At 56.0% G+C, this 21,479-nt stretch carries 24 protein-coding genes, 2 tRNA genes, 5 pseudogenes and 1 riboswitch; of the genes and pseudogenes, 25 read left to right on the top strand and 6 right to left on the bottom strand.

Features of this window, described 5'->3' with window-relative positions; translation table 11 throughout:
* The first annotated feature begins 16 nt into the window (after positions 1 to 16).
* The 16 genes and pseudogenes from dnaX to ACWGKN_RS01485 all read left to right on the top strand — a co-directional run bounded on the left by dnaX (position 17) and on the right by ACWGKN_RS01485 (position 10,899).
* Positions 17 to 1,828, top strand: a complete 1,812-nt coding sequence (gene dnaX / locus ACWGKN_RS01560) for a DNA polymerase III subunit gamma/tau (protein ID WP_452094549.1) — start codon at positions 17 to 19, stop codon at positions 1,826 to 1,828.
* A 27-nt stretch (positions 1,829 to 1,855) separates the two neighbouring features.
* Complete coding sequence (locus ACWGKN_RS01555; protein ID WP_035232387.1) at positions 1,856 to 2,173, top strand: YbaB/EbfC family nucleoid-associated protein; 318 nt, start codon at positions 1,856 to 1,858, stop codon at positions 2,171 to 2,173.
* Between the two features lie 19 nt (positions 2,174 to 2,192).
* Positions 2,193 to 2,795, top strand: a complete 603-nt coding sequence (gene recR, locus ACWGKN_RS01550; RefSeq protein WP_035232389.1) for a recombination mediator RecR — start codon at positions 2,193 to 2,195, stop codon at positions 2,793 to 2,795.
* 125 nt (positions 2,796 to 2,920) lie between these two features.
* Positions 2,921 to 2,995 (top strand) — tRNA-Val (locus ACWGKN_RS01545).
* Between the two features lie 65 nt (positions 2,996 to 3,060).
* A complete protein-coding gene (gene thrS, locus ACWGKN_RS01540) occupies positions 3,061 to 5,004 on the top strand; it encodes a threonine--tRNA ligase (protein WP_424252965.1) in 1,944 nt (647 codons plus the stop codon).
* A gap of 102 nt (positions 5,005 to 5,106) precedes the next feature.
* Positions 5,107 to 5,649 carry a translation initiation factor IF-3 gene (gene infC / locus ACWGKN_RS01535; protein WP_035232392.1) on the top strand — a complete coding sequence of 181 codons (543 nt, stop codon included), beginning with the start codon at positions 5,107 to 5,109 and terminating at the stop codon, positions 5,647 to 5,649.
* Between the two features lie 148 nt (positions 5,650 to 5,797).
* On the top strand, positions 5,798 to 5,995 hold the full coding sequence (gene rpmI / locus ACWGKN_RS01530) for a 50S ribosomal protein L35 (RefSeq protein ID WP_035232394.1): 198 nt from the start codon (positions 5,798 to 5,800) through the stop codon (positions 5,993 to 5,995).
* Positions 5,996 to 6,085: 90 nt separating this feature from the next.
* Positions 6,086 to 6,442: a 50S ribosomal protein L20 gene (gene rplT, locus ACWGKN_RS01525; RefSeq protein WP_035232396.1), complete on the top strand. Its 357-nt coding sequence runs from the start codon at positions 6,086 to 6,088 to the stop codon at positions 6,440 to 6,442.
* A gap of 103 nt (positions 6,443 to 6,545) precedes the next feature.
* The gene (gene pheS / locus ACWGKN_RS01520; RefSeq protein WP_452094548.1) at positions 6,546 to 7,562 is read left to right on the top strand and encodes a phenylalanine--tRNA ligase subunit alpha; all 1,017 of its coding nucleotides are present in this window, start codon (positions 6,546 to 6,548) and stop codon (positions 7,560 to 7,562) included.
* Positions 7,563 to 7,591: 29 nt separating this feature from the next.
* Positions 7,592 to 8,020: pseudogene (gene ytpR / locus ACWGKN_RS01515) on the top strand (YtpR family tRNA-binding protein); the annotation flags it as partial.
* Positions 8,021 to 8,207: 187 nt separating this feature from the next.
* Positions 8,208 to 8,687, top strand: a pseudogene (locus ACWGKN_RS01510) (phenylalanine--tRNA ligase beta subunit-related protein); the annotation flags it as partial.
* A 14-nt stretch (positions 8,688 to 8,701) separates the two neighbouring features.
* A pseudogene (locus tag ACWGKN_RS01505) lies at positions 8,702 to 8,980 on the top strand (hypothetical protein); the annotation flags it as partial.
* 9 nt (positions 8,981 to 8,989) lie between these two features.
* Positions 8,990 to 10,039, top strand: a complete 1,050-nt coding sequence (locus ACWGKN_RS01500) for a phenylalanine--tRNA ligase subunit beta-related protein (protein ID WP_452094571.1) — start codon at positions 8,990 to 8,992, stop codon at positions 10,037 to 10,039.
* A 1-nt stretch (position 10,040) separates the two neighbouring features.
* Positions 10,041 to 10,331 carry an integration host factor subunit alpha gene (locus ACWGKN_RS01495; protein WP_035232401.1) on the top strand — a complete coding sequence of 97 codons (291 nt, stop codon included), beginning with the start codon at positions 10,041 to 10,043 and terminating at the stop codon, positions 10,329 to 10,331.
* Between the two features lie 38 nt (positions 10,332 to 10,369).
* Entirely contained in the window at positions 10,370 to 10,759 is a 390-nt protein-coding gene (locus tag ACWGKN_RS01490) for a MerR family transcriptional regulator (protein ID WP_035232403.1), read from the top strand.
* Between the two features lie 63 nt (positions 10,760 to 10,822).
* Positions 10,823 to 10,899, top strand: a tRNA-Pro gene (locus tag ACWGKN_RS01485).
* Positions 10,900 to 11,137: 238 nt separating this feature from the next.
* On the opposite strand, the gene ACWGKN_RS01480 is transcribed toward ACWGKN_RS01485, so the two are convergent.
* The gene (locus tag ACWGKN_RS01480; protein ID WP_452094547.1) at positions 11,138 to 11,278 is read right to left on the bottom strand and encodes a hypothetical protein; all 141 of its coding nucleotides are present in this window, start codon (positions 11,276 to 11,278) and stop codon (positions 11,138 to 11,140) included.
* A 109-nt stretch (positions 11,279 to 11,387) separates the two neighbouring features.
* On the opposite strand from ACWGKN_RS01480, the gene ACWGKN_RS01475 reads away from it, so the two are divergent.
* From ACWGKN_RS01475 to ACWGKN_RS01440, 8 genes and pseudogenes are all read left to right on the top strand, one after another.
* Positions 11,388 to 11,711, top strand: a complete 324-nt coding sequence (locus tag ACWGKN_RS01475) for a hypothetical protein (protein ID WP_052160243.1) — start codon at positions 11,388 to 11,390, stop codon at positions 11,709 to 11,711.
* 199 nt (positions 11,712 to 11,910) lie between these two features.
* Complete coding sequence (locus tag ACWGKN_RS01470) at positions 11,911 to 12,720, top strand: crotonase/enoyl-CoA hydratase family protein (RefSeq protein ID WP_035232408.1); 810 nt, start codon at positions 11,911 to 11,913, stop codon at positions 12,718 to 12,720.
* A gap of 117 nt (positions 12,721 to 12,837) precedes the next feature.
* Positions 12,838 to 13,260, top strand: a complete 423-nt coding sequence (locus ACWGKN_RS01465) for a lipocalin-like domain-containing protein (protein WP_452094546.1) — start codon at positions 12,838 to 12,840, stop codon at positions 13,258 to 13,260.
* Positions 13,261 to 13,353: 93 nt separating this feature from the next.
* Positions 13,354 to 14,010: a flavodoxin family protein gene (locus tag ACWGKN_RS01460; protein ID WP_452094545.1), complete on the top strand. Its 657-nt coding sequence runs from the start codon at positions 13,354 to 13,356 to the stop codon at positions 14,008 to 14,010.
* A gap of 271 nt (positions 14,011 to 14,281) precedes the next feature.
* A pseudogene (locus tag ACWGKN_RS01455) lies at positions 14,282 to 14,929 on the top strand (IS66 family transposase); the annotation flags it as partial.
* Between the two features lie 170 nt (positions 14,930 to 15,099).
* Positions 15,100 to 15,747 (top strand): hypothetical protein, encoded by a 648-nt coding sequence (locus tag ACWGKN_RS01450; RefSeq protein ID WP_452094544.1) that lies wholly within the window; start codon positions 15,100 to 15,102, stop codon positions 15,745 to 15,747.
* Between the two features lie 437 nt (positions 15,748 to 16,184).
* A riboswitch (cyclic di-GMP riboswitch) is annotated at positions 16,185 to 16,280 on the top strand.
* Between the two features lie 400 nt (positions 16,281 to 16,680).
* Entirely contained in the window at positions 16,681 to 17,040 is a 360-nt protein-coding gene (locus ACWGKN_RS01445) for a DsrE family protein (RefSeq protein ID WP_035232440.1), read from the top strand.
* Between the two features lie 207 nt (positions 17,041 to 17,247).
* The gene (locus ACWGKN_RS01440; RefSeq protein ID WP_452094543.1) at positions 17,248 to 17,631 is read left to right on the top strand and encodes a C-GCAxxG-C-C family protein; all 384 of its coding nucleotides are present in this window, start codon (positions 17,248 to 17,250) and stop codon (positions 17,629 to 17,631) included.
* Positions 17,632 to 17,667: 36 nt separating this feature from the next.
* Here ACWGKN_RS01440 and ACWGKN_RS01435 read toward each other — a convergent pair whose 3' ends face one another.
* From ACWGKN_RS01435 to ACWGKN_RS01415, 5 genes and pseudogenes are all read right to left on the bottom strand, one after another.
* On the bottom strand, positions 17,668 to 17,979 hold the full coding sequence (locus tag ACWGKN_RS01435; RefSeq protein ID WP_452094570.1) for an AzlD domain-containing protein: 312 nt from the start codon (positions 17,977 to 17,979) through the stop codon (positions 17,668 to 17,670).
* 14 nt (positions 17,980 to 17,993) lie between these two features.
* Positions 17,994 to 18,485, bottom strand: a complete 492-nt coding sequence (locus ACWGKN_RS01430; protein ID WP_452094569.1) for an AzlC family ABC transporter permease — start codon at positions 18,483 to 18,485, stop codon at positions 17,994 to 17,996.
* Between the two features lie 73 nt (positions 18,486 to 18,558).
* A pseudogene (locus tag ACWGKN_RS01425) lies at positions 18,559 to 18,669 on the bottom strand (AzlC family ABC transporter permease); the annotation flags it as partial.
* 530 nt (positions 18,670 to 19,199) lie between these two features.
* A complete protein-coding gene (locus tag ACWGKN_RS01420) occupies positions 19,200 to 19,835 on the bottom strand; it encodes a DUF6448 family protein (RefSeq protein WP_052160246.1) in 636 nt (211 codons plus the stop codon).
* 120 nt (positions 19,836 to 19,955) lie between these two features.
* A complete protein-coding gene (locus ACWGKN_RS01415; protein ID WP_452094542.1) occupies positions 19,956 to 20,306 on the bottom strand; it encodes a hypothetical protein in 351 nt (116 codons plus the stop codon).
* Positions 20,307 to 20,494: 188 nt separating this feature from the next.
* On the opposite strand from ACWGKN_RS01415, the gene ACWGKN_RS01410 reads away from it, so the two are divergent.
* Positions 20,495 to 21,316 carry a nitroreductase family protein gene (locus tag ACWGKN_RS01410; protein WP_035232421.1) on the top strand — a complete coding sequence of 274 codons (822 nt, stop codon included), beginning with the start codon at positions 20,495 to 20,497 and terminating at the stop codon, positions 21,314 to 21,316.
* The last annotated feature ends 163 nt before the right edge of the window (positions 21,317 to 21,479 follow it).

The following is a 21,479-nucleotide window of genomic DNA, read 5'->3' as shown; positions in this document are numbered from 1 at the left end:
CGGGCCACGGTACCGCATGTCCTATCTTGTCCTCGCCAGAAAATCACGTCCCCAGACCTTCGCCGAGGTTGTCGGCCAGCGCCCGGTCGTCAAGACGCTGCAGAACAGCCTGGCCCGCGGGCGTGTCGCCCACGCCATCCTCTTTTCCGGGGTTCGCGGCGTCGGCAAGACCACCCTGGCCCGCTTGATGGCCAAGGCCATCAACTGCGAAGGCGAGACCGACCAGCCCCCCTGCAACCGCTGCCGCTCCTGCATCGAGATCACCGCCGGCAACGCCCTCGATCTCCATGAAATCGACGGCGCCTCGAACCGGGGCATCCAGGAAATACGGGAACTGAAAGACCGGATCCGTTTTCTGCCGACCTCCTCGCGATTCAAGATCATTATCATCGATGAAGTGCACATGCTGACCACCGAGGCCTTCAACGCCCTGCTGAAGACCCTCGAGGAACCGCCGGCCCATGTCTACTTCATGTTCGCCACCACCGAGCTGCACAAGATCCCGGTCACCATCCTCTCCCGCTGCCAGCAGTACGAGCTGAAGCGGATTCCGGCCGCCGAGCTGTCGGCCCACTTCCGCAAGCTCGCCGACTCCGAAGGCTTCGAGATCGAACCGGCGGCGCTGGCCCTGATCGTCCGCGAGGCCGAGGGTTCGGTCAGGGACGGCCTGAGCCTGCTCGACCAGGTCTTCTCGTTCGGTGAGCGGCTGATCCGTACCGAGGACGTCATCGAGGTCCTGGGGCTGGTCGACCGTCAGGCCCTGATGCGCCTGACCGCCGCCCTGCTCGACGGCGACCGGAGCACCGCACTCACCACGCTGGACGAGATCTATGCCTACGGGCTCGACATCAAGCGGTTTTCGGCCGACCTGATGGAGTATTTCCGCACGCTGATCCTGTGCAAGGTCCCCGGCTGCGACCACCTCCTCGATCTGCCCGGAGAAGAACTCGCCGTCTTCAAGGAAACTGCGCAGAAATACACGCTCGAGACCCTGCACCAGAAGCTGAACCTGCTGATGCAGGCTGTCGAGGAGATCCGCCACTCCAGCCAGCCCCGCCTGGCCCTGGAAACATCCTTTCTCAAGATCATCGAGGCGGGCAATGTCGTGGCCGTCACCACCCTGCTCGGCCACCTCGAGCAACTGCTGGGCCGCGAACCCGGAGCCACGGGTTCCCCACCCCCGCCGTCAGTGGTGCCCCCGGCCGCATCGATTCCGCCTTCGACAGGTGCTTCCCGGCAATCACCCGCCGCCGCCCCATCCGCCCCGGTCACGACGCCCGATCCCACACCCGCTCCGTCATCCGCAGTGGTCGGCCCGGATGCGGCCCAGGCAGATACACCCCCGTCGCCGGCGGCAGAGGCTGAAAGCCGCACCCCCCCCCGCCGCGAAGAATCCCCGCCGATGCCACCGCCTGCGGCATCGATCGAGGTTCGTCCCCACGAGAAGGATATCCGCCGCGACTGGCTCGACTTCGTCAAGTATGTCCACAGCCACAAGGTGTGGATGGCGCAGGACCTGCAACGTGCCGATTCCATCCGCCAGGTCGACAAGGAAATCCGCCTCCATTACAACGACCCGGCCAATTGCGCTTTCCTGCGCCAGAAAGACAACCGCCTGCTGCTGACCGAATACGCCCTTGATTTTTTCCAGAAGGAGATCAAGATTCTATTCATCGTCCCCGACCAGCAGGACAACGCCGATGCCGTCGATGCCGAAACCCCGCAGTCCAAGCGGCAGCAGCTTGCCGGCGACCCGCTGGTCATCATGACCGCCGAGATCTTCAGGGGCCAGGTCGGGGACATACGGGTGGGCCAGCAAAGCCGATAACCACAGCAAACCATCAGATATACATTTATGGATATCAATAACATCATGCAGCAGGCCCAGCAGATGCAGGGCAGGATTGCCAAGATCCAGCAGGATCTGGCCAAAATGGTCGTCACCGGCACCGCCGGCGGCGGGATGGTGCAGGCCAGTGTCACCGGCCTGGGCGAGGTTATTTCAGTGACCATCGAAAAACAGCTGCTTACCCCGGATGAGGCCGAACTGCTTCAGGATCTGATCACCGCCGCGATGAACGACGGACTGCGCAAGGCCAAGGAAGCGGGGAAGAACGCCATGGGGCAACTCACCCATGGCGTCAATATCCCCGGATTGTCGAATCTTATCTGAACCTCCGGATAGCACTCCCATGCAGGTCGTCCCTCCTGCCTTAGACAGGCTGATCGAAAATCTGGCCCGGTTACCGGGCATCGGCAGGAAAACCGCCACCAGGCTCGCCCTCAATATCCTTCGGCGGCCGGCTTCGCAGGCTATTGAACTGGCTGCATCGCTGACCGCCCTGCACGGCGCGATCAAGCTCTGCTCCTGCTGCTTCACCTTTTCCGAGACTGATCCCTGCGCCATCTGCGCCGATCCGAAACGCAACGGCGAGATCGTCTGCGTCGTCGAACAGTCCGGCGACCTGATGGCCATCGAAAAAACCGGTTCCTACCGCGGCCACTACCATATCCTCCATGGGGTGCTGTCACCGCTTGACGGTATCGGTCCCGAAGAGATCAAGGTCCGGGAACTGCTGGCGCGGGTGGCCAGCGGGGCCGTCAGGGAGGTGCTGATCGCCACCAGTTCGACCGTGCCCGGAGAGGCGACCGCCTCCTACCTGATCGACCGGCTTCAGGGGGCACCGATCCTCCTTACCAGGCTGGCCTGCGGCATCCCGATGGGCATGGATATCAAATATGCCGACAAACACACGCTGGCAAGGGCGATCGAAGGCCGGGCCAAGGCCCGGTAAGGTTCCAATTTCTTCCGGTCTCTCCAATATTTTCCCTTGACAGATCCCTCGGTTTATTGGTATCTCAAGCAGGTTCAATGCTTCTGATCCCATACGTTCAGCGAAGCATCAAAGATAGCTTGAACAGGCGCGTAGCTCAGTGGGAGAGCGCTACCTTGACGTGGTAGATGTCGTGGGTTCAATCCCCTCCGCGCCTACCAAATAGAAGGCTAAAGTAAGAACGACCTTGACAATGGGTCGTTCGCTCTTTAGCCTTTATTTTTATATGGAACCACCAAAAGCGATGGAAATAGTCGTCACCCTGCAGGATGGAGAACCAATCAATGTGCCCGCACCGATCACCGTGCGTGAAGCGCTCGACCGTCTCCAATCCAACAAGCAGAAAAAACGCACTATCGCCGCCAGGGCCAATGGACAGGTCGTCGATCTGAGCCGGTTGCTGGAAATCGACACGACGCTTGAGCCAATCCTCATCGATACCGAAGACGGTCTCGACATCCTGCGTCACAGCGCCGCCCATGTCATGGCCCAGGCCGTGCGTGATGTCTTCGGCACCGAGGTCAAGGTCGCGATCGGGCCGGCGATCGAAAACGGCTTCTATTACGATTTCCTGCGGGATACCCCTTTCAGCCCGGAAGATTTCGAGCGGATCGAGCAGCGGATGCAGGAGATCGCCGATGCCTCCCAGCCCTTTATCCGCACCGAATTGGCGAGCGATGAGGCCATCGCGCTGTTTGAGCGGCAGGATGAGAAATACAAGGTCGAATTGATCCGGGATCTCGAGGCGGAAACCGTTTCCCTGTACCGGATCGGCGAGTTTACCGACCTCTGCCGCGGACCGCACCTTCCCGACACCTCCTTTGTCAAGGTCTTCAAGCTGCTGCGGGTGGCCGGAGCCTACTGGCGCGGGGACGAGAAAAATGACGTTCTCCAGCGCATCTACGGCACCGCCTTTTTCGACCCGAAGGCCCTGGCCAAATACCTCCATGATCTGGAGGAGGCGAAAAAGCGTGATCATCGCAAGCTCGGCCGCGAACTCGAACTGTTCACCACCCAGGATCATATCGGCCCCGGCTTGATCCTCTGGCAGCCCAAGGGCGCCCAGTTGCGCCGTCTGATCGAAGATTACTGGAAGGACGAGCACTACCGGCACGACTACGAGCTGCTGTACACGCCGCATATCGCCCGGCAGGACCTGTGGAAGACATCGGGGCACCTCGATTTCTACAGCGAGAACATGTACTCGCCCATGGATATCGATGAGATCAAGTACCAGCTCAAGCCGATGAACTGCCCTTTCCATATCGGCGTCTACGGCACCCGCAAGCGGAGCTATCGGGAATTCCCGCTGCGCTGGTGCGAACTGGGAACGGTCTACCGCTACGAACGGGCCGGAGCCCTGCACGGACTGCTGCGGGTCCGCGGTTTCACCCAGGACGATGCCCACATCTTCTGCCGTCCGGACCAGTTGGAAGAGGAAATCTTCAACATCCTCAACTTGAATCTCCATATCCTGCAGACCTTCGGTTTTTCCGACTATGATATCTATCTCTCGACCCGGCCGGAGAAATATGTCGGCAGCGACGAGAACTGGCAGCGGGCGACCGAGGCGCTGAAGCTGGCCCTCGAGAAAAAGGGCCTGGCCTTCATGATCGATCCCGGCGAGGGTGTGTTCTACGGGCCGAAGATCGACATCAAGATCAAGGATGTCCTCGGCCGGTCCTGGCAGTGTTCGACGATCCAGGTCGACTTCAACCTGCCGGAACGATTCGAGATGACCTATACCGGCGCCGACAATGCCGAGCACCAGCCGATCATGATCCACCGGGCCCTGATGGGTTCGCTCGAGCGGTTCATCGGCATCCTCATCGAGCATTACGCCGGGGTCTTCCCCCTCTGGTTCGCCCCGGTCCAGGCCCGCATTCTCAATATCACCGACGACCAGGCCGCTTACTGCCAGCAGGTCTACGAACAGCTGCGCCAGGCCGGCGTCCGGATCGAGAAGGATGTCCGAAACGAAAAATTGAACTACAAGATACGTGAGGCCCAACTCGCCAAAATCCCCTACATGCTGATCGTAGGCGACAAGGAAAAGGAGAGCGGCACGGTCACCGTGCGCCTGCGTGACGGCAAGAACCTGCCGCCTGTTTCAGTCGAGGAATTTGCCCGCAAAGTTGACGAAGAGTGCCGGGCCGGTCGCGGAATCTGAACGACGGACGAGGAATTCGGAACCAGCTTTCCGCCATCGGCAACAGGGCTGGCCCAGATGAAAAACAATCGTAAATGCTCGTAGAATCGAGGAGGTAATACTATTAACAAAAAGGGAAAGACGACGACGGTTCAACGTGAAGAACAGTCAACAACGAACGACGGCATCCGTTACGCCAAGGTCCGGTTGATCGGCAGCGACGGCAGCCAGTTGGGTATATTCACAGCCGAAGAGGCACGGCAGATGGCCTACAGCGAGGGCCTCGATCTGGTCGAGATGTCGGCGAACGCCGATCCTCCGGTCTGCCGGATAATGAACTACGACAAATTCCGCTACGAGCAGAAGAAAAAACAGCAGGAAGCGAAGAAAAAACAGACTATTGTCGAAACGAAAGAGATCAAGTTCCGCCCCAAGACCGAGGAGCACGATCTCAGTTTCAAGATCGGCCACATCAAAAAGTTCCTCAGCCAGAAGAACAAGGTGAAACTGACCATGCGGTTTCGGGGGCGGGAGATCGTCTATGCCCAGACACTCGGTCTCGAAGCAATGAACAAGATCATGGAGACCCTCGAAGAGGATGCTATCATACTTCAGCCGCCGAAAATGGAAGGCCGGCAGCTCGTCATGTTCGTAGGTCCGAAATAGAGCGCGAAATAAAATATATTTTTCAGCCCCCGTTGAAATACTATAGAGTTATTGAGTTTCATAAATGTTGCTGGATTGCCCTGTCATCCGCCAGGGACCGGCAGAGCGGTTCAACAGCACTGCATAAGAAGCATAAAGGAGTTGTGTCATGCCAAAAATGAAAACCAAACGAGGAGCCGCCAAGCGTTTCAAAGCGACCGGCAGCGGAGCGATCAAACGCAACAAGGCGTTTTCCAGCCATATACTGACCAAGAAAACAACCAAGAGGAAGCGTGGTCTGCGCAAGAGCGGTCTTGTCGATTCCGCCAATCTCAAATCAGTCAAAAAGATACTGCCGTATCTGTAATCGCGGCTATCGATCCACCCTGGAGACAGGGACCATAAGCCCATAAGGCCCGACAATGAGCACTCGGGCAAGGAATAAAGGAGCAAGACAATGCCACGTGTAACACGAGGATTCAAGGCACGCCGGAGAAGAAACAAGGTATTGAAACTGGCCAAAGGCTATTACGGCGGACGATCGCGTCTGTTCCGTTCCGCCGCCGAGGCCGTCGATCGCGCCCTCAACTATGCATTCCGTGACCGCCGCGCCAAAAAACGCGATTTCCGCCGACTGTGGATAGCCCGGATCAATGCCGGCGCCGACATGAACGACATGAGCTACAGCAGATTCATGGGCGGCTTGAAAAAGGCCGGAGTCGAACTCGACAGGAAGGTCCTTTCCAATATGGCCATCCTCGATGCCGAGTCCTTCTCGAAGTTGGTGCGGCTCGCAAAAGAAGCCAACGCCTGATCAACTTCCCGCTATTCCTGTATTTTCGCGCATGCCGGCGGTGGTTTCGTTGAAGCCATCGCCGGCATGCTGTTTCATTGAGCATCTCATCCGATCACTAGCTATGGAACACGAGTTACAGAGCCTGGAACGGGAAGCACGGCAAGAGCTTGCCGCCATTACCGCCAACAGCCAGCTGGAGGAATTCCGCATCCGTTTCCTCGGTCGTAAGGGCCAGTTCAGCACCATCCTGCGCAAGCTCGGCTCGGTGTCTGACGAAGACCGCCCGCGCCTTGGCCAATTGGCCAATACCATCAAGAAGGAAATCGAGCAGCTCTTCGAACATCGTCAGGAGGCAATCCGGCAGACCGCTTCGACCGCGGTCGATACCGAGGCGCGACTCGACCTCAGCCTGCCCGGCAGGGTGGCAGAGATCGGCCGGCTCCACCCCGTCACCCAGATCATGCAGGAGATCTGCACCATCTTCGAGAATCTCGGGTTTTCGGTCGCCGAAGGGCCGGATGTCGAGCAGGATTACTATAATTTCGAGGCCCTGAACATCCCGGCGCACCACCCGGCCAGGGACATGCACGACACCTTCTACGTCAGCGACTCGATCCTGCTGCGCACCCATACCTCGCCGATGCAGGCGCGGATCATGGAAACCCGCCAGCCGCCGCTCAGGGTCATCGCCCCGGGCAAGGTCTATCGCTGCGATTCGGACATCACCCACACCCCGATGTTCCACCAGGTCGAAGGTTTTCTCGTTGACAAGCAGGTCTCCTTCGCCGACCTCAAAGGAGTGTTGACGGTCTTCACGCAGAAGATGTTCGAGCGGGATCTGCCGCTGCGTTTCCGCCCCAGTTTCTTCCCGTTCACCGAACCGAGCGCCGAAGTCGATATCGCCTGCGTCATCTGCGGCGGCGAAGGATGCCGGGTGTGTAAGAAAACCGGCTGGCTCGAGATTCTCGGCTCCGGCATGATCGATCCTGAAGTCTTCCGGATGGTGGGTTATGACCCGGAGGTCTACAGCGGCTTCGCCTTTGGTCTCGGAGTCGAGCGGATCGCCATGCTCAAGTACGGTATCGACGACATCCGTCTGTACTACGAAAACGATCAACGATTCCTGTCTCAGTTCTAACGAGCCTTTATCATCACACGACAACTGCCATGAAGTTCACGCTTGACTGGTTGAATCACTATGTAGACACCGATGGGCACACCGCCGATCAGCTGGCCGAATACCTGACCATGCTGGGACTGGAAGTCGATGCCGTCACCCCGCTGCATCAGGAGCTGGCTCCGCTGAAGACCGCCAGGATCATCTCGGCGCAACCCCACCCGGATGCCGACAAACTGACCCTCTGCGAGGTGGCCGTCGGCGACGAGATCCTGCAGATCGTCTGCGGCGCTCCCAATGCCCGCTCCGGGCTCAACACCGTCGTCGCCCTGCCCGGCACGACCTTGCCCGGAGAGGTGAAAATCAAGAAGTCCAAGGTCCGCGGAGTCGAGTCCTGCGGCATGCTCTGTTCCGAACGTGAACTGGCGCTGAGCGACTCCCATACCGGGATCATGGAACTGCCGGAAGGCACTGCCCATGGCCAGTCCTTCATCACCGCTCTGGGCCTCGAGGATACGATGATCGAGGTCGATCTGACCCCGAACCGGCCCGACTGCGCCTCGGTCATCGGCATCGCCCGCGAAATCGCCGGCAAACTCCAGCGCCCGCTGCGTCTGCCGGTCGAAGGCGCCAGAGTCGATCACACCAGCAGGAGCTTTTCAGTCGATGTCGAATCGTCCGAACTTTGTCCCCGTTACGCCGCCCGCCTGGTCACCGGCGATCAAGATCGGCCCATCACCGATGTGGCTGCGCAACCGCCTGACCTCCATCGGCCTCCGCCCGATCAACAACGTTGTCGACATCACCAACTTCGTAATGATGGAGTACGGACAGCCCCTGCATGCCTTCGATTTCGACAACCTCAAAGGGGGAAAGATCATCGTCCGTTCCCCGAAGGACGGCGAGACGACGTTCACCACTCTCGACGGAGTCGAGCGCAAACTCAGCCCCGAGATGCTCCTGATCTGCGACGGTGACCGACCGGTAGCCCTGGCCGGCATCATGGGCGGCATGAACTCCGAGGTCACCGAAGACACGACCACCGTCCTGCTGGAGAGCGCCTGCTTCAACCCGGTCTCGATCCGCAAGACCGCCCGCAGACTCGGCCTTGCCACCGACGCCTCCTACCGTTTCGAACGCGGCGTCGATCCGGATGGCGTGTGCAACGCCATGGACCGGGCGGTACAGCTGTTGTCCGAACTCGCCGACGGTACGGCGGAGGATGCCGGGCGGGATGTCTATTTGGGCAGACTGCCGATGAAAACCCTGACCCTGCGGGTCTCCCGCACCTGTTCCCTCCTCGGCATCGATCTTCATGCCGCGACGATCACCACTCTGCTCCAATCGATCGGTTTTCTCTGCAAGCCACAAAGACGACGATACCTTATGGGTCAGGATCTCCGACCTACAGAGTCGACATCGACCGGGAGGCCGATCTGATCGAAGAGGTGGCCCGCCTCCATGGCTACGGCAACATTCCAGTGACACTGCCCCAGGTAAGCCTCAGTTACCCGGAACAGGACCAGGGAAGGATCAAGAGGACCACCATCACCAGACTCTTGACCGGTATCGGGTTCAGCGAGGCGATCAACTACAGTTTTTCCAACGATAAATACCTCGATCTGCTGCAACTGGCATCAGACGACGACCGCCGTCACACCGTCCGGCTGCTCAACCCGCTCAGCGAGGAGCAGGGCGTTTTACGGACATCGCTCCTGCCGGGTCTGCTCGAAAATGTCGATCGTAACATCCGCTTCCAGAAGACGGAAGTCAAGCTCTTCGAACTCGGCAAGGTCTTCACCGACATCGGTGCAGCCACTCAGCCGATAGAGAGGAACCGACTGGCCGGCATCCTCTGCGGTAATCGTCACGGTTATGCCTCGCCGCTGCATTTCAAAGAGAACAAGGTTGATTTTCTTGACGCCAAGGGGGCGGTGGAATTCATCCTTGGCCAGATGCGGCTCAACCTGCCGGCTGGCCCGACCAGCATCGGCTTTGATCTTCCGGGAGCTGACGACAGGGAGCCCTTTGTCGTTCCAGGCGAGACCCTGCAGCTCCGCCTCGGTGAGACCATCCTCGGCAGTGTCGGTCGGATCCGGCCGGAAATCCTGCGCGGTTTCGATATCAAACTGGACGTCTACTACTTCGATCTCGATTTCGATGCCCTGTGCGGCCTCGTCGCCGCCCCGAAATCGTTCACCGCGCTGCCGGTATACCCCGCCGTCAAGCGCGACATCGCCCTCGTGGTGCCCGGTTCCGTGGCCGCAGGCGATCTGGTCAACGCGATACGCACCAGCCGCGACGCTCTGATCGAAGATGTCGCCATCTTCGACGTCTACCAGGGCAAAACAATCCAAAATGGTTACAAAAGTGTTGCGATTTCGGTTACCTACCGCTCTTCAGCCAAGACGCTGACGGAAAAGAATGTTGAAAAATCCAACAAAAAGATAGTAGACTTGCTGACAGAGCAGTTTGGAGCGAGCTTGCGTGATGCCTGATATGAATTTATCCAACCTGACCCGAAGAGAACTGGCCGAGGCCATTGCCGAACGACTCGGCTTTTCCCAGAGCAGCTGCGCCGATATTGTCGATTCCGTCTTCGATACCATGAAGCAGACACTGCTGGCGGGAGAACCGATCAAGATCGTGCACTTCGGCACCTTTTCGGTTCGCAGCAAGTCGTCGCGGAACGGGAGGAACCCCCGCACCGGAGAGGCCATCACCATTAAAAAACGGCAGACAGTCGGTTTCCGGCCAAGCAGACAATTGCGGGAAGAGATCAACAGATAGCTGTTTCCTACGCATCTTACAAGGAGTTCGGCTGGCGCATGAACGTGGAGATCCCAGACAAGCTCTATTTTAAGATCGGCGAAGTGAGCAAACTGGCGGGTGTCCCCCCCCACGTCCTTCGCTACTGGGAGAGCGAATTCAGTGCCATTCGCCCCAAGCGTGCCAACTCCAAACAGCGGCTCTACCGCCGTGCCGATGTCGAACTGATCCTCAAACTCAAGGAACTGCTGCACGAACGCCGGTATACCATCGCCGGTGCCAGAAAATTCCTTACCGATGAAGGCGGCCCGCCCGATGACAACCATGAAGACGGCCAGGTCGAGCCCGCCGCACCATCCCCCGGGCGTGAAGGGCTCCCCGCCACTCTCGGCAGAATCAAGAAGGAACTCCGGGACCTGCAGCGGCTTCTGAATGGCAAAGGACCTTGACTATCCTGCCATACCTTCTGTTGACAGCCTCGGCGACTCATGTTACATAGAGCGTCACAAAGACGGGATGTAGCGCAGTCTGGTAGCGCACCTGAATGGGGTTCAGGGGGCCGGAGGTTCAAATCCTCTCATCCCGACCAGCTGAAAATAAAGGGTTTAACAGTCATAACTGGCTGTTAAGCCCTTTTTTTTTATGGTTTTTTTCAGTTTGCCTCCAATTGACACATATTGACAAAGTATGCGCTAAGTGACTATAAAAGACCCATCGTTTCTCCCATATTCCCCCAAGAAATGGCAGGAGCAACCGATGGCCTATATCGAAGAACGAAACAGGCAAAAGGGTGTCTTGTACCGGATCAACGATGGGCTGTTTTTTGGCTACCCGCTCGCATTCCAGGAAATACTCACAGGACTCTGTCTGCCCTTGTGGTTGCGCTCGACCAAGGAGGGTTCTTTCGCCGTGTCGAAGCTGAGGTGGTGGTCGATACGATTGAGCCCGCCTCTTCCTTCGCTCCCCAAAATAGGGGAGCAATCAAAGTTTTGATTTTCCGTGAATCCATATTTCTCGATCCGGTCTTGTCACCTCAGCCTCTCTGCACGACAGCCAAGTGGCTATCCGCTGATCAAAATGACCAGCAAAAAGGTAACCTACCTCTACGATCTGATGGATGCCGCTTACGACGCCCAGTTGATTGAAGAGACCAGCCGGAAGTTTGGCCATGTCCCGATTGCCGATAGAAACGGACGAGGCAAGGAAGTTGTCCAAATGGCGCCTCATGAAGCAGAACGATACAAAATTCGATCGTGTGCGGAACGAGCGAACAGTCGTCTGAAGGAAGACTTCGGCGCCAACAATGTCATGGTCAAGGGACACAGCAAGGTAACCCTTCACCTGATGCTCGGCATTGTCGTCCTGTTTGCCGACCAGTTGCTTCGGCTGGCGGCCGGGTAGAATGTCAAAGATCAGTGGGAGCGGCTTACCCCCAAATTGCTACGCTTTTCAATTTGCAACAGGCTCATAGTATTTGCAATTTTTCTCATTAATCAATTTTCAAATTATTTTCATAACATCAAGTTGCCTCAACGCACCAGCAAACAGCGCCGGTCCGGTGAAATGTAACATTAGCCGGCTTCTACCGTAGGAGACCAGAATGAATTTCGAGACATTATCCATCAGTGAAACGGATGGAGTCGTCCATATTGAATTAAATCGAGCGGATAAAGCGAACGCGATGAACGGGGCGATGTGGAAGGAATTGAGATCGGCTTTCGCTTGGCTCAGCACCAGCAGCGCGCGTGTTGGGGTGCTGAGCGGCCAAGGCAAGCATTTCACGGCCGGAATCGACCTGGATATGCTCACTGAAATAAGATCTGAGATTGCCGACCTGTCCGAAGGCAGGAGACAAGAACGCCTGAAGGAGATCATCGTCGAGCTTCAAGAGACGATAAGCGCCGCAGAGTCGTGCAAAAAACCCATTCTTGCCGCAATACATGGCGCGTGCATGGGAGCGGGAATCGATCTGGTCACCGCCTGCGACATGCGATATGCCACCGAAGACGCGAGGTTTTCGGTAAAAGAGGTGGATCTGGCGATCGTGACGGACGTCGGTACGCTCCAGCGGCTTCCAAAGATCATAGGCGAAGGGCTCGCACGGGAACTTGCATTTACAGGTAGAGTTTTCGACGGCAATGAAGCCCATGCGATGAAGCTTGTGAATCAGGTCTTTACCGACAAGGATAGCCTTATGACAGCTGTCCTGAAAACGGCCGCCGAGATTGCGAGCAAGTCACCGCTGACAATTCGCGGCATCAAGGACACGCTGAACTACAGCCGGGATCACTCGGTTGCAGAAGGCCTTTCTTACGTCTCGGCCAAGAATGCAGCCATATTGTTTTCTTCCGACCTCTCCGAGGCTATGTCAGCAGCGCAACAGAAGCGCAAAGGGCGATTTGAGGATTGAGCCGCCCAACTCATGAGCTGTTGCCTACTCCTATCGTTAGTATTAAAAGAGAATTCTTGCTAATGATAAAGCCACGCAGCAGCCGGGTACCATCACGTTAAAAGAAAGAGAAAAGAAATGAATACAGATAAACTGATTGGTGCATGGTCGCTCATCTCCTCCATTCAGACTCGAAATAATGTTATATCCCTAACCTTTGGTGATCCACCGTCTGGGCAAATTCAGTACACGAGCGATGGTCGAATGTCGGCCTTTTTAATGGATCCGGATTGGGCACGAACAGGAAAGAATGCGGTGGAGGAGTCCGACAGATTTTTTGCTTACGCTGGACGATGGGAGCTTAAGGGAAGCAAGATAAGCCATTTTATCGAGTTCTGCTCGGCTCCGTCGAAGATTGGCACAACCTTTGTCCGTCACTTGAATTTTCTAAGTGAAAACGAAATAGAACTTACGACCGCACCTGAAACCACTAAGTCAGGGAATGTCTACGAAACAAAACTTATCTGGAGGCGGTACGGTTTATTAAAAGACGTAGCCTAAGGCACTGTTAATCGGGTAGCCGGGGGAATCTCTCCCCCTCCCCACACCACACGGCATGCGGGTCCGCTTTTAAACAAACACAAGGAAAGTTATATGAAAATTTTGGCTTTTAACGGTAGCCCCCGTCTCAAGGGGAATACAGCGACTATGCTTGACAGCGCCATCAGTGGGGCACGTGAAAACGGTGCCGAGGTTGAGCTGTTCAATCTGTACAAGATGCAGTTTTCTGGTTGTATCAGTTGTTTCACTTGCAAACTTCTCAGCAAAGAGCGTCCTATCGTTTGCGTCATTAAGGATGATCTTCAGCCGGTGCTGGAAAAAATTCGAGAGGCCGACGCTATCCTTATCGGCACCCCCGTATATTTCGGCAGTGAATCAGCCGCGACCCGGGCACTTATCGAACGCCTGTGTTTTCCGTATCTGAATTATGCGGATTATGCCAAGAGCCATTTTCCACGACGAATTAACGTTGGCCTCATTTATACGATGAATGTCCCAATCGAACTGTTTGAAAAAGTTGGGTACAATGTAAATTTTGGACGCACCAGGGACACCCTGGGACGGGAATTTGGCTCATGCAAAATGATCTTCGCGAACAACACCACGCAATACGACGATTACAGTCTGTACGAAGCCAACTCCACCAGCGAAATAAAAAAAGCCTACCGAGACGCTCATTTCAGTGATGATTGTCAGAATGCCCGGCAGTTGGGTGAACAGTTGGCTTCCGGGAAGTTATTCAATTCTTGACGGTACTTGTCAAAATCGGACTTTACGGCATGCGAGTCCGCACCGGGCGGTTCCCAGAGGTTTCGCCTCCTGCAATTTCGGCCAATGCATGGGGGCTGCGCCAGCAAATAAGGCTCGTGTGCAGCCCATTGCTAAGGCGACGCCCAATGCCCCTCTTCTCTGAAGCGGCCAGGATACCCACCATTCAAAGGCCGGAACCACATCGACGGTGAAAACACCATCGCTGTGAATAATGTATTCATTGTCCTCACTCTGAAACAGCAAGCCGACGCTGGACGAGATGGGGATTTTGCCAAACTACCAGGGAATCCTCTGTCATGATCACTGGAAACCCTATTTCAATTATGGCCTGGTGCACGCCCTCTGCAACGCATGCCACCTGCACGAACTTGAAAGAGCCTGGGAGCAGGACGGGCAGCAGTGGGCGGAGCAGATGAATATCCTGCTCAAGCAAATCAACCAGGCATTCCATGATGCAGGCGGCTGCCATGACCGGCCAACGTCGGAGCTCTACAGCAAACACTATCGAGACCTGCTGCATGGAGCCAAATCCGAATGCCCCGCCCCAGATGCCACAGATAAAAACGGGAAACGGGGAAAAGTCGCTCGATCAAAATCGAGAAATCTTCTCGAGCGGCTGCAAAAATTTGAGGACGATATCCTGCGATTCATGGATGACCCCATCGTCCCCTTCTCAAACACTCAGGCTGAAAACGATCTACGCATGCTCAAGATTCAACAGAAAGTGTCGGGGTGTTTCAGGTCGATGGAAGGCGCTAAGATATTTTGCCGCATCCGCAGCTATCTTTCAACCTGCAGAAAACACGATCTAACCGCCTCTGAAGCCTTGCGCTTGCTCTTCCAGAGGAAATGGCCATCATTCATGACAAGTGCGGTTCCAATCATGGATGCTGAATAGTTACAAAAATTTTACACCCGGGGGTATGCACCAGTGTTACGGTGTTGCCAAAACAGCTCACTTGGGGCGAATAAAGCAGTGCTCTGTGCTGAGTCGGAAACTGGTTGGATTCTGAAAAAATTTAACGAAAACCCTGTCAAGAACTTTATTGGATTTGATGAAAATAATTTGTGCTGAATAATTACAAAATTTATTTTGGCGAATGGATGAAATTATTTGGTGTAGGTAAAATTCTACCAACCGATGATTTACTTTCAGAAAAGTGCTTACTTGGTGATTCTGCAAATGGGTTATGTGGCACAGGAGGATCCCTTGGTAATGAATATGAGGTAGTTTCTACCTGTACCGCTAACGGATTAGTATTAGACAACTATCAGTGTGGGATATATGGTACTAATGGAGCAGAGGTGACTGACATACAGTCAACGAACAGCAGCGTATTAGCGCTTGTTGGTGTTTATGCAAGGCAGATATGGAGTTATTATCCCAATGTTGAATATATAGACTTTACCATGGTTGAAGATGTCCGCCTGTTCAAGACTGATGGTTCTTCTCTCATTGTTCACGGCCTCAACACCTTGACGCAAAACAAGCTTGTTAAATACGATCTTATATCATCAGCAGAAACCGACCTGTTACCTTCTGATGACATTGAAATCTACCATGTCAATATTAAATCAGATGGAAAGATTTGGTTTGATGGACTTCGCTTCAGCAACAACACGTATGTCATTGGTTACGTCGATACCAGCAATTCAAATCAGGTGGTTTTTATTCAAGACACAACTGTTAAACTAGAAGACTTTCAAACCTTTTAACGATCTAGTGTCCTTTGTTTTTTAGTAGGGCCATATGGCCACCATATAACCCCCCAATGCCTCCTCTGCGAAATTCCGGTCAATGCCGAGGCGCGTCTTCCACCAAGCCCTTCGGGCGCTGACCCTGCCTTGACAGGGCAGTCCAAATACGACGGGCCTGAAAATAGCGAAGGCGATGGGGCGGCACAAGCCGCCCCCGCCTCTGGCAGGACTCAGACTCAGGGCCTCAATGGCTTTCAACTAACAACAGCAGCCGGAATTTCGATTTCCAACTGAAGCAAAACAATCATTCAGACCTCAGCGCAAAGGAGGTGCCTGGAAGAATAGGTAAGATCACTGGAAGAAGAACTCAGCTGCAGGTAGCGGCAACGTCTGGGAGGATCTGCCGACCATGGGCATGCCCCTTGACACATTCCGTCATGATGCGCACAGTATTTTCTAGGGAAAAGCAAACCATTCTGAAAAGATGGGACGCAAAGCCGCTGGCCTAAATCGCCGTTCCCGAGCGGAGACATGGTAGCAGGGTTACCTCAAATTTCTTTTGATATACGACCACCGCAAGAGTTCTGACTGATTTATCCTCATTGCGTTTACATAATAGACCAAGGAGCTGCCCGGTGACGGGCAGCTCTTTTTTTTGCCTGCCTCAAGGCCTGATAGTTCATCTCGCGGCAGTTGCCGATTGTGCCCCGGGCCTGGCGATGGCCCGCCGTTGTGGCCGGTCCGGTGCCTGGCCTCACGCTTTTTTTTGATGCCCCAGCGGTGATTGCCCGGAGGCTGATTTCAATTCGATCACATCGATTGCAAGGCCAAAGATTGACTGGCAGCCAGGGAAGACTTTTCACTTTCCATTCATGAAGACAGTGATATGATTGTTGTGTTTCATGACCCTGACAAGGATTTCCATCAGCCAAAAATACAATGGAGGCAAACATGACGAACAATGTTGTCATCACAGTTGCTTGCGGTACCGACGACCCGAATCGTGCCACCAGGGCGATCCACCTGGCTACCGTCGCCCACAGAGAGGGAAAAAACGTCACCCTCTTTCTTCTCGACGAAGGAGTTTACCTCGCCAAGAAGGGATTGCTTGACAACCTCAGGGCCGCAACCGGGGATGTGGCCGATGATCTCATGACCTATCTGCAGGCCCACGGGGTACCTGTACTTGCATGCACTCCGTGCGCCAAGGCCCGCGGGATTACCGAGACCGACCTCATCGACGGCGCCAGAATGGGTACCGCTATCGAGCTGATTCATCTCGCCTGCGATGCAGCGGTCATCAGCCTGTAATGCTCAGACTGCCCGCAGCCCAGACCAAAATTACCAAACGGGAAAAACCCTCTTCATCCCCAGCCAGCGACTCGGGTCGACTCCCGCCGACAGCGTGGCCCGGCCAGACGTGCATTGGAGATGAAAAAAGGAACAACGGATATGCCAACCAGAGTTGAAATCGCCGCTGCAAAGATTTCGAGCGGCTATAATTGAGCCCAGGCGATCGTGTACGCTTTCCGGGACGAAGGCGACCTGCCGGCGGAGACGGCGCTGAAGCTTGCGTGCGGGTTGGGGGCGGGCATGGGGCGAAGGCAGGAGGTGTGCGGAGCGATCACTGGCGGAATTCTGGTTATCGGGGCCAGATACGGCAGTGGCGGGGATGGGAATCGTACAGCTACGGAAACAACCTATGCCAGGACCAATACCCTGATGGACCGTTTTGCCGAGCAACATGGCTCCGTTATCTGTCGCCAGCTCCTGCAGGGATGTAATCTGACCATCGCCGACGGACAGAGGCATTTCATGGAGAACGACTATATGAACAGGATCTGCGTGCCATGCGTCCGAAGCGTCGCCACGATCCTTGAAGACCTGATCCGGCAAGGCTAGCGGGGCAATCACCCGCCGGCCGTCACTGCCGGGTGGTCAACTCACCAGACGCAGCAGGTACACCGTCAGCACGCCGCTGAACATCGTCAGCAGCAGTCGCCGTGTGCCCATATAGACGGCCAGGCAGGCGACGACCCCGACCACCCCCTGCCAACCACTGTGAACCGCACTGGGAACGACCAGCGATATCAGAATGGTCCCCGGCAGCGCATCGAGAAAGATCCGCAGCGGACCGGTGCGCGGCAGCCGGTCCGCCAGCAGAAGGCCGCCGAATCGGAAGCAATAGGTGATCAGCGCGGCGGCAATGATCGCGGCAGGCCCATTTTCAATAAACAGATCGGCTGACATGCGCTTGGCTCCCGTTACCGCTTCTTCAATCTCAAATATTCGATCACGCCGGCGACCAGTGCCCCTCCCACGCCGCCGATGACAATGTACCACTTCCCCGGCAGGAGCCTTTCGCTCACCAGCGCCAGGACGATGGCGCCGGCCCAGGGCAGACCATCGCCCCGTCCCCGCCACAGACTCAGGGTCAAGGCCGCGAAAACCGCGACAAAGGCAAAATCGAGCGCGTATTTTTCCGGCTGGCTGATGAAGCTGCCGAGCAGATTTCCCCCCAGCGTGCCGCAGGACCAGGCGCAGAGCAGCAACATACCGCCGCCGAAGAGAAAATGGGGATTGGTGCCGTTCTTCCGATGCTCCGCAATCGTCACCGCCCAGTTCTCGTCCGCCACCAGATGCATGAACAGCGCCTTGCGCCACAGCGAGTGGCCGGCAAACACCGGCTGCAGCGAGGCGCCGATCAGCAGGTAGCGCAGATTGATGATGAAAACGGCCATCGCCACGGCGATCACCGACAAGCGGTTCCTGCCACATATCGACCATCACGAACTGGGCGGAACCGGCAAACATCAGGACATTCATCGCCGACATCTCGGCCCAGGTCACTCCTTTCTGGGCACTCAGAACCCCGAGCACACCGCCGTAGGTGACGGCGCTGACCGCAAGCGGGATATTGGCCACAGCCCCCCGATACATGCTGGTGTAGATCGATGCGGTCGATATCGGTATGGAATCGCTCATAATAAACTCGGCATTCGCCGGGGACGGGTTGGCAGCCGGGAATGTCCGGCGTATCTCGCAAACCTTGCATCATACACCATCCGGTGGATAACTGCAGATACAGATCCCGTCATTTTCTGCCGGCACAGATTGGCGGCGACTGGCGGCCAACAACCGTTGCCGCTCCGCCGCCGTGCAATGATCCCGGCACTATCCCTTTTCATTTTTTCCAGGCGCATATATCCATTCGGGAGGACGACTGAAGACAGAGCGGCGCTGAACGCGGATCGTCATTCCATCCGCGGATCGCGGTTATTGCCACGGCAGGCACATATAAAAAGAACTGACGATGGCTATTTGGCTGATGGTTGGTTTTAGCCGATATTTTTTGATTAGGCCGAACGCTTGAGTTATTTCCTCACCGGAGCAATAACACTGCCCGGCAGGACTAATCCCTGCCGGGCAATGTTCCAGGGCGACCAGGCAACGATCAACTTCTATGCCGATCAATGCCTGGAGTGATCGACCTCTGTTGCGGGCGCGTCATGCCCACCCTGTTCGCCATGTCCGACATCCTGCAGCGCATCTTGGTGAAGGCGCTCGACATAGTGGGTGAAAGCGACATAGGCCTCGACAAATTCCCTGCCCCGGGCAACGCTCACATCCTTGAATTTGAATGTGGCGGCGGCATGTTCGAAGCGTTTCCTGATCCCGGACTCAACATCTGCAGTGACCAATTTTACGAGCGCATCGGCGGAACCGCCGGCCAAGGCCTTGTCCGCCTCGGCAACCGCAGGTTCGACTTCCCCGGCAGGCTTCAACCCCGTGAATGGCGCACCTTCACCGGCACGATGGACCTTGACGAGAGTTTCGAAAAACTCATGTTCGGCCGCTTCGACATTTTGCTGCTCTGCGGCCAGCACATGTTGGAAAGCCGATTGGACGGCCTTTTCATCATTCGGCTGCACCCATTTGAGAACAGGGGTGATATCCTTGGCCTTGATGGCCTTTCCGGCGTCCTGAATGACCGGGCCGTCAAGGGTATCGCAATGCGCCGAAGCTCCATTCGGAGAAGCAAACGATACAACTGCAAGCGCTGCGATCCCCAATACTCGTGTTTTAAATACGTTTCTGGTCTTCATTCGAGATCTCCTCCATGATGTTTAATTGAGATGTTGATTGCGATTTGAGTGGTGAAAAAACCAAATCAAATTACAATGAAAGATCCGCGCTGGACGGGATTCGTCCTGGCCGTCAGCATATCAAGCCACGTATTTTGGAGGGAAGTCGATAGGAGGGGCGAAGCCTGGAAGCAAGGCGCTTGTGCCAGACGCTGCCAGTGTCGAACCGACACGCACAGGATGCAAGGCAAGGCCGGAGGCGATAAGGCCGGGTTGATCCAGTTCCAAACACCGGGCAATGCTCAGGGGAACGTCCGGCGATCCATGGCTGGAATCCGATTCAGCGTGGGTACAGACAAGCCCCGCATGGCTCACGTCCTCAGCACTCAACAGATCGGTGAAAAGTACCGGGCCGTATGCCAGAGCACAGAGTTGAATTACGAGCAGCAGCAGTATGAACGCTTTGAGATGTCGTCTGTATAGACTGATCATGATGCACCATCCACCGGAACACGAGAAATTGATGATATCCTTACGATCGAGATATCACGGGCACGGCGCGTAATCCTTGACCCAGGTCAATATCTGCCAAGGTTTTATCAAAATCGGGGACCGGCCGCAGATTCACGCAGTTGAAGAGTTGTCTTGAAATCATCTCCCATCCACAATCGAGGTTTTCAATGAGCATGTTGATCATCGACCAGAAGAAATGCGGACAGGATGGCCTTTGCGCCGCCGACTGTCCGATGGGGATCATTCGATTCGAAGGGAAAGGCCATTTCCCGGAGATTTCGCCCGAAAACGAATCCGCGTGTATCCGCTGCGGCCACTGCGTTGCGGTTTGTCCGCACGGCGCCCTGGATCACACCGAGGTGCCATTGGCCGCGTGCACGGCCCTCGACGAAGCACTCGTCATATCATCGGCTCAGGCCGACCAGTTCCTGCGCTCGCGGCGCTCGGTACGGCAGTTCAAGAACAAGCCGGTGGAAAGACCCACAATGCAACGGTTGATCGAGACCGCCCGCTATGCCCCCTCGGCCAGTAACGCCCAACTGGTGGAGTGGCTGGTCATCGACGATCCGCAGCGGTTGCAGGCGATCTCCGCCAAGGTGATCGACTGGATGGGCGCCCTGCTGCAAAACCCCAAAGCGACGGTGATGCCCTACTATCAAGTGCTGGTGAACGCCTGGGATGCCGGCATCGATTCGATTCTACGCTCCGCCCCCGGTCTGGTTGTAGCCATGGCCAAGGGCCCGGCATCGGTCCGGATTGTTGATGTGACCCTGGCGCTCAGCTACCTGGAACTGGCCGCTCCCAGATATGGCCTGGGGACATGCTGGGCCGGGCTGCTGCAGGGGGCGATGCTCGCCGATCCCGCCCTGAAACAGGCAGTGGGTATCCCCCAGGACTACCCGTATCACTTCCCGCTGATGATCGGCTACTCCAGGGTGCGCTATTACCGCCTGCCGGAGCGCCAACCGCCGGTTATCCATTGGGGTTGATCTCCAGAGGACCAACCATCCGCAAATCTCAGGGCTGCTCCCATTTAATCCAATATCAATAGGTTGAAAATCCCTATGGCTCTCTTTCGCTGCAACAAGTGCGGTCACCTCAGGGAAGTACCCAATGAATACATCGGCAAGTCTGTCAAATGTCCCCACTGCT

This window comes from Desulfoprunum sp. (assembly GCF_053613775.1).
This window is presented reverse-complemented; position numbering and strand designations above follow the sequence as displayed.

Excerpts from the sequence above, each read along its gene's own strand:
- dnaX (WP_452094549.1), top strand. The coding sequence starts at position 17 with ATGTCCTATCTTGTCCTCGCCAGAAAATCACGTCCCCAGACCTTCGCC.
- ACWGKN_RS01555 (WP_035232387.1), top strand. The coding sequence starts at position 1,856 with ATGGATATCAATAACATCATGCAGCAGGCCCAGCAGATGCAGGGCAGG.
- recR (WP_035232389.1), top strand. The coding sequence starts at position 2,193 with ATGCAGGTCGTCCCTCCTGCCTTAGACAGGCTGATCGAAAATCTGGCC.
- thrS (WP_424252965.1), top strand. The coding sequence starts at position 3,061 with ATGGAACCACCAAAAGCGATGGAAATAGTCGTCACCCTGCAGGATGGA.
- rpmI (WP_035232394.1), top strand. The coding sequence starts at position 5,798 with ATGCCAAAAATGAAAACCAAACGAGGAGCCGCCAAGCGTTTCAAAGCG.
- rplT (WP_035232396.1), top strand. The coding sequence starts at position 6,086 with ATGCCACGTGTAACACGAGGATTCAAGGCACGCCGGAGAAGAAACAAG.
- pheS (WP_452094548.1), top strand. The coding sequence starts at position 6,546 with ATGGAACACGAGTTACAGAGCCTGGAACGGGAAGCACGGCAAGAGCTT.
- ACWGKN_RS01495 (WP_035232401.1), top strand. The coding sequence starts at position 10,041 with ATGAATTTATCCAACCTGACCCGAAGAGAACTGGCCGAGGCCATTGCC.
- ACWGKN_RS01490 (WP_035232403.1), top strand. The coding sequence starts at position 10,370 with ATGAACGTGGAGATCCCAGACAAGCTCTATTTTAAGATCGGCGAAGTG.
- ACWGKN_RS01475 (WP_052160243.1), top strand. The coding sequence starts at position 11,388 with ATGACCAGCAAAAAGGTAACCTACCTCTACGATCTGATGGATGCCGCT.
- ACWGKN_RS01470 (WP_035232408.1), top strand. The coding sequence starts at position 11,911 with ATGAATTTCGAGACATTATCCATCAGTGAAACGGATGGAGTCGTCCAT.
- ACWGKN_RS01465 (WP_452094546.1), top strand. The coding sequence starts at position 12,838 with ATGAATACAGATAAACTGATTGGTGCATGGTCGCTCATCTCCTCCATT.
- ACWGKN_RS01460 (WP_452094545.1), top strand. The coding sequence starts at position 13,354 with ATGAAAATTTTGGCTTTTAACGGTAGCCCCCGTCTCAAGGGGAATACA.
- ACWGKN_RS01445 (WP_035232440.1), top strand. The coding sequence starts at position 16,681 with ATGACGAACAATGTTGTCATCACAGTTGCTTGCGGTACCGACGACCCG.
- ACWGKN_RS01435 (WP_452094570.1), bottom strand. The coding sequence starts at position 17,979 with ATGTCAGCCGATCTGTTTATTGAAAATGGGCCTGCCGCGATCATTGCC.
- ACWGKN_RS01420 (WP_052160246.1), bottom strand. The coding sequence starts at position 19,835 with ATGAAGACCAGAAACGTATTTAAAACACGAGTATTGGGGATCGCAGCG.
- ACWGKN_RS01415 (WP_452094542.1), bottom strand. The coding sequence starts at position 20,306 with ATGATCAGTCTATACAGACGACATCTCAAAGCGTTCATACTGCTGCTG.
- ACWGKN_RS01410 (WP_035232421.1), top strand. The coding sequence starts at position 20,495 with ATGAGCATGTTGATCATCGACCAGAAGAAATGCGGACAGGATGGCCTT.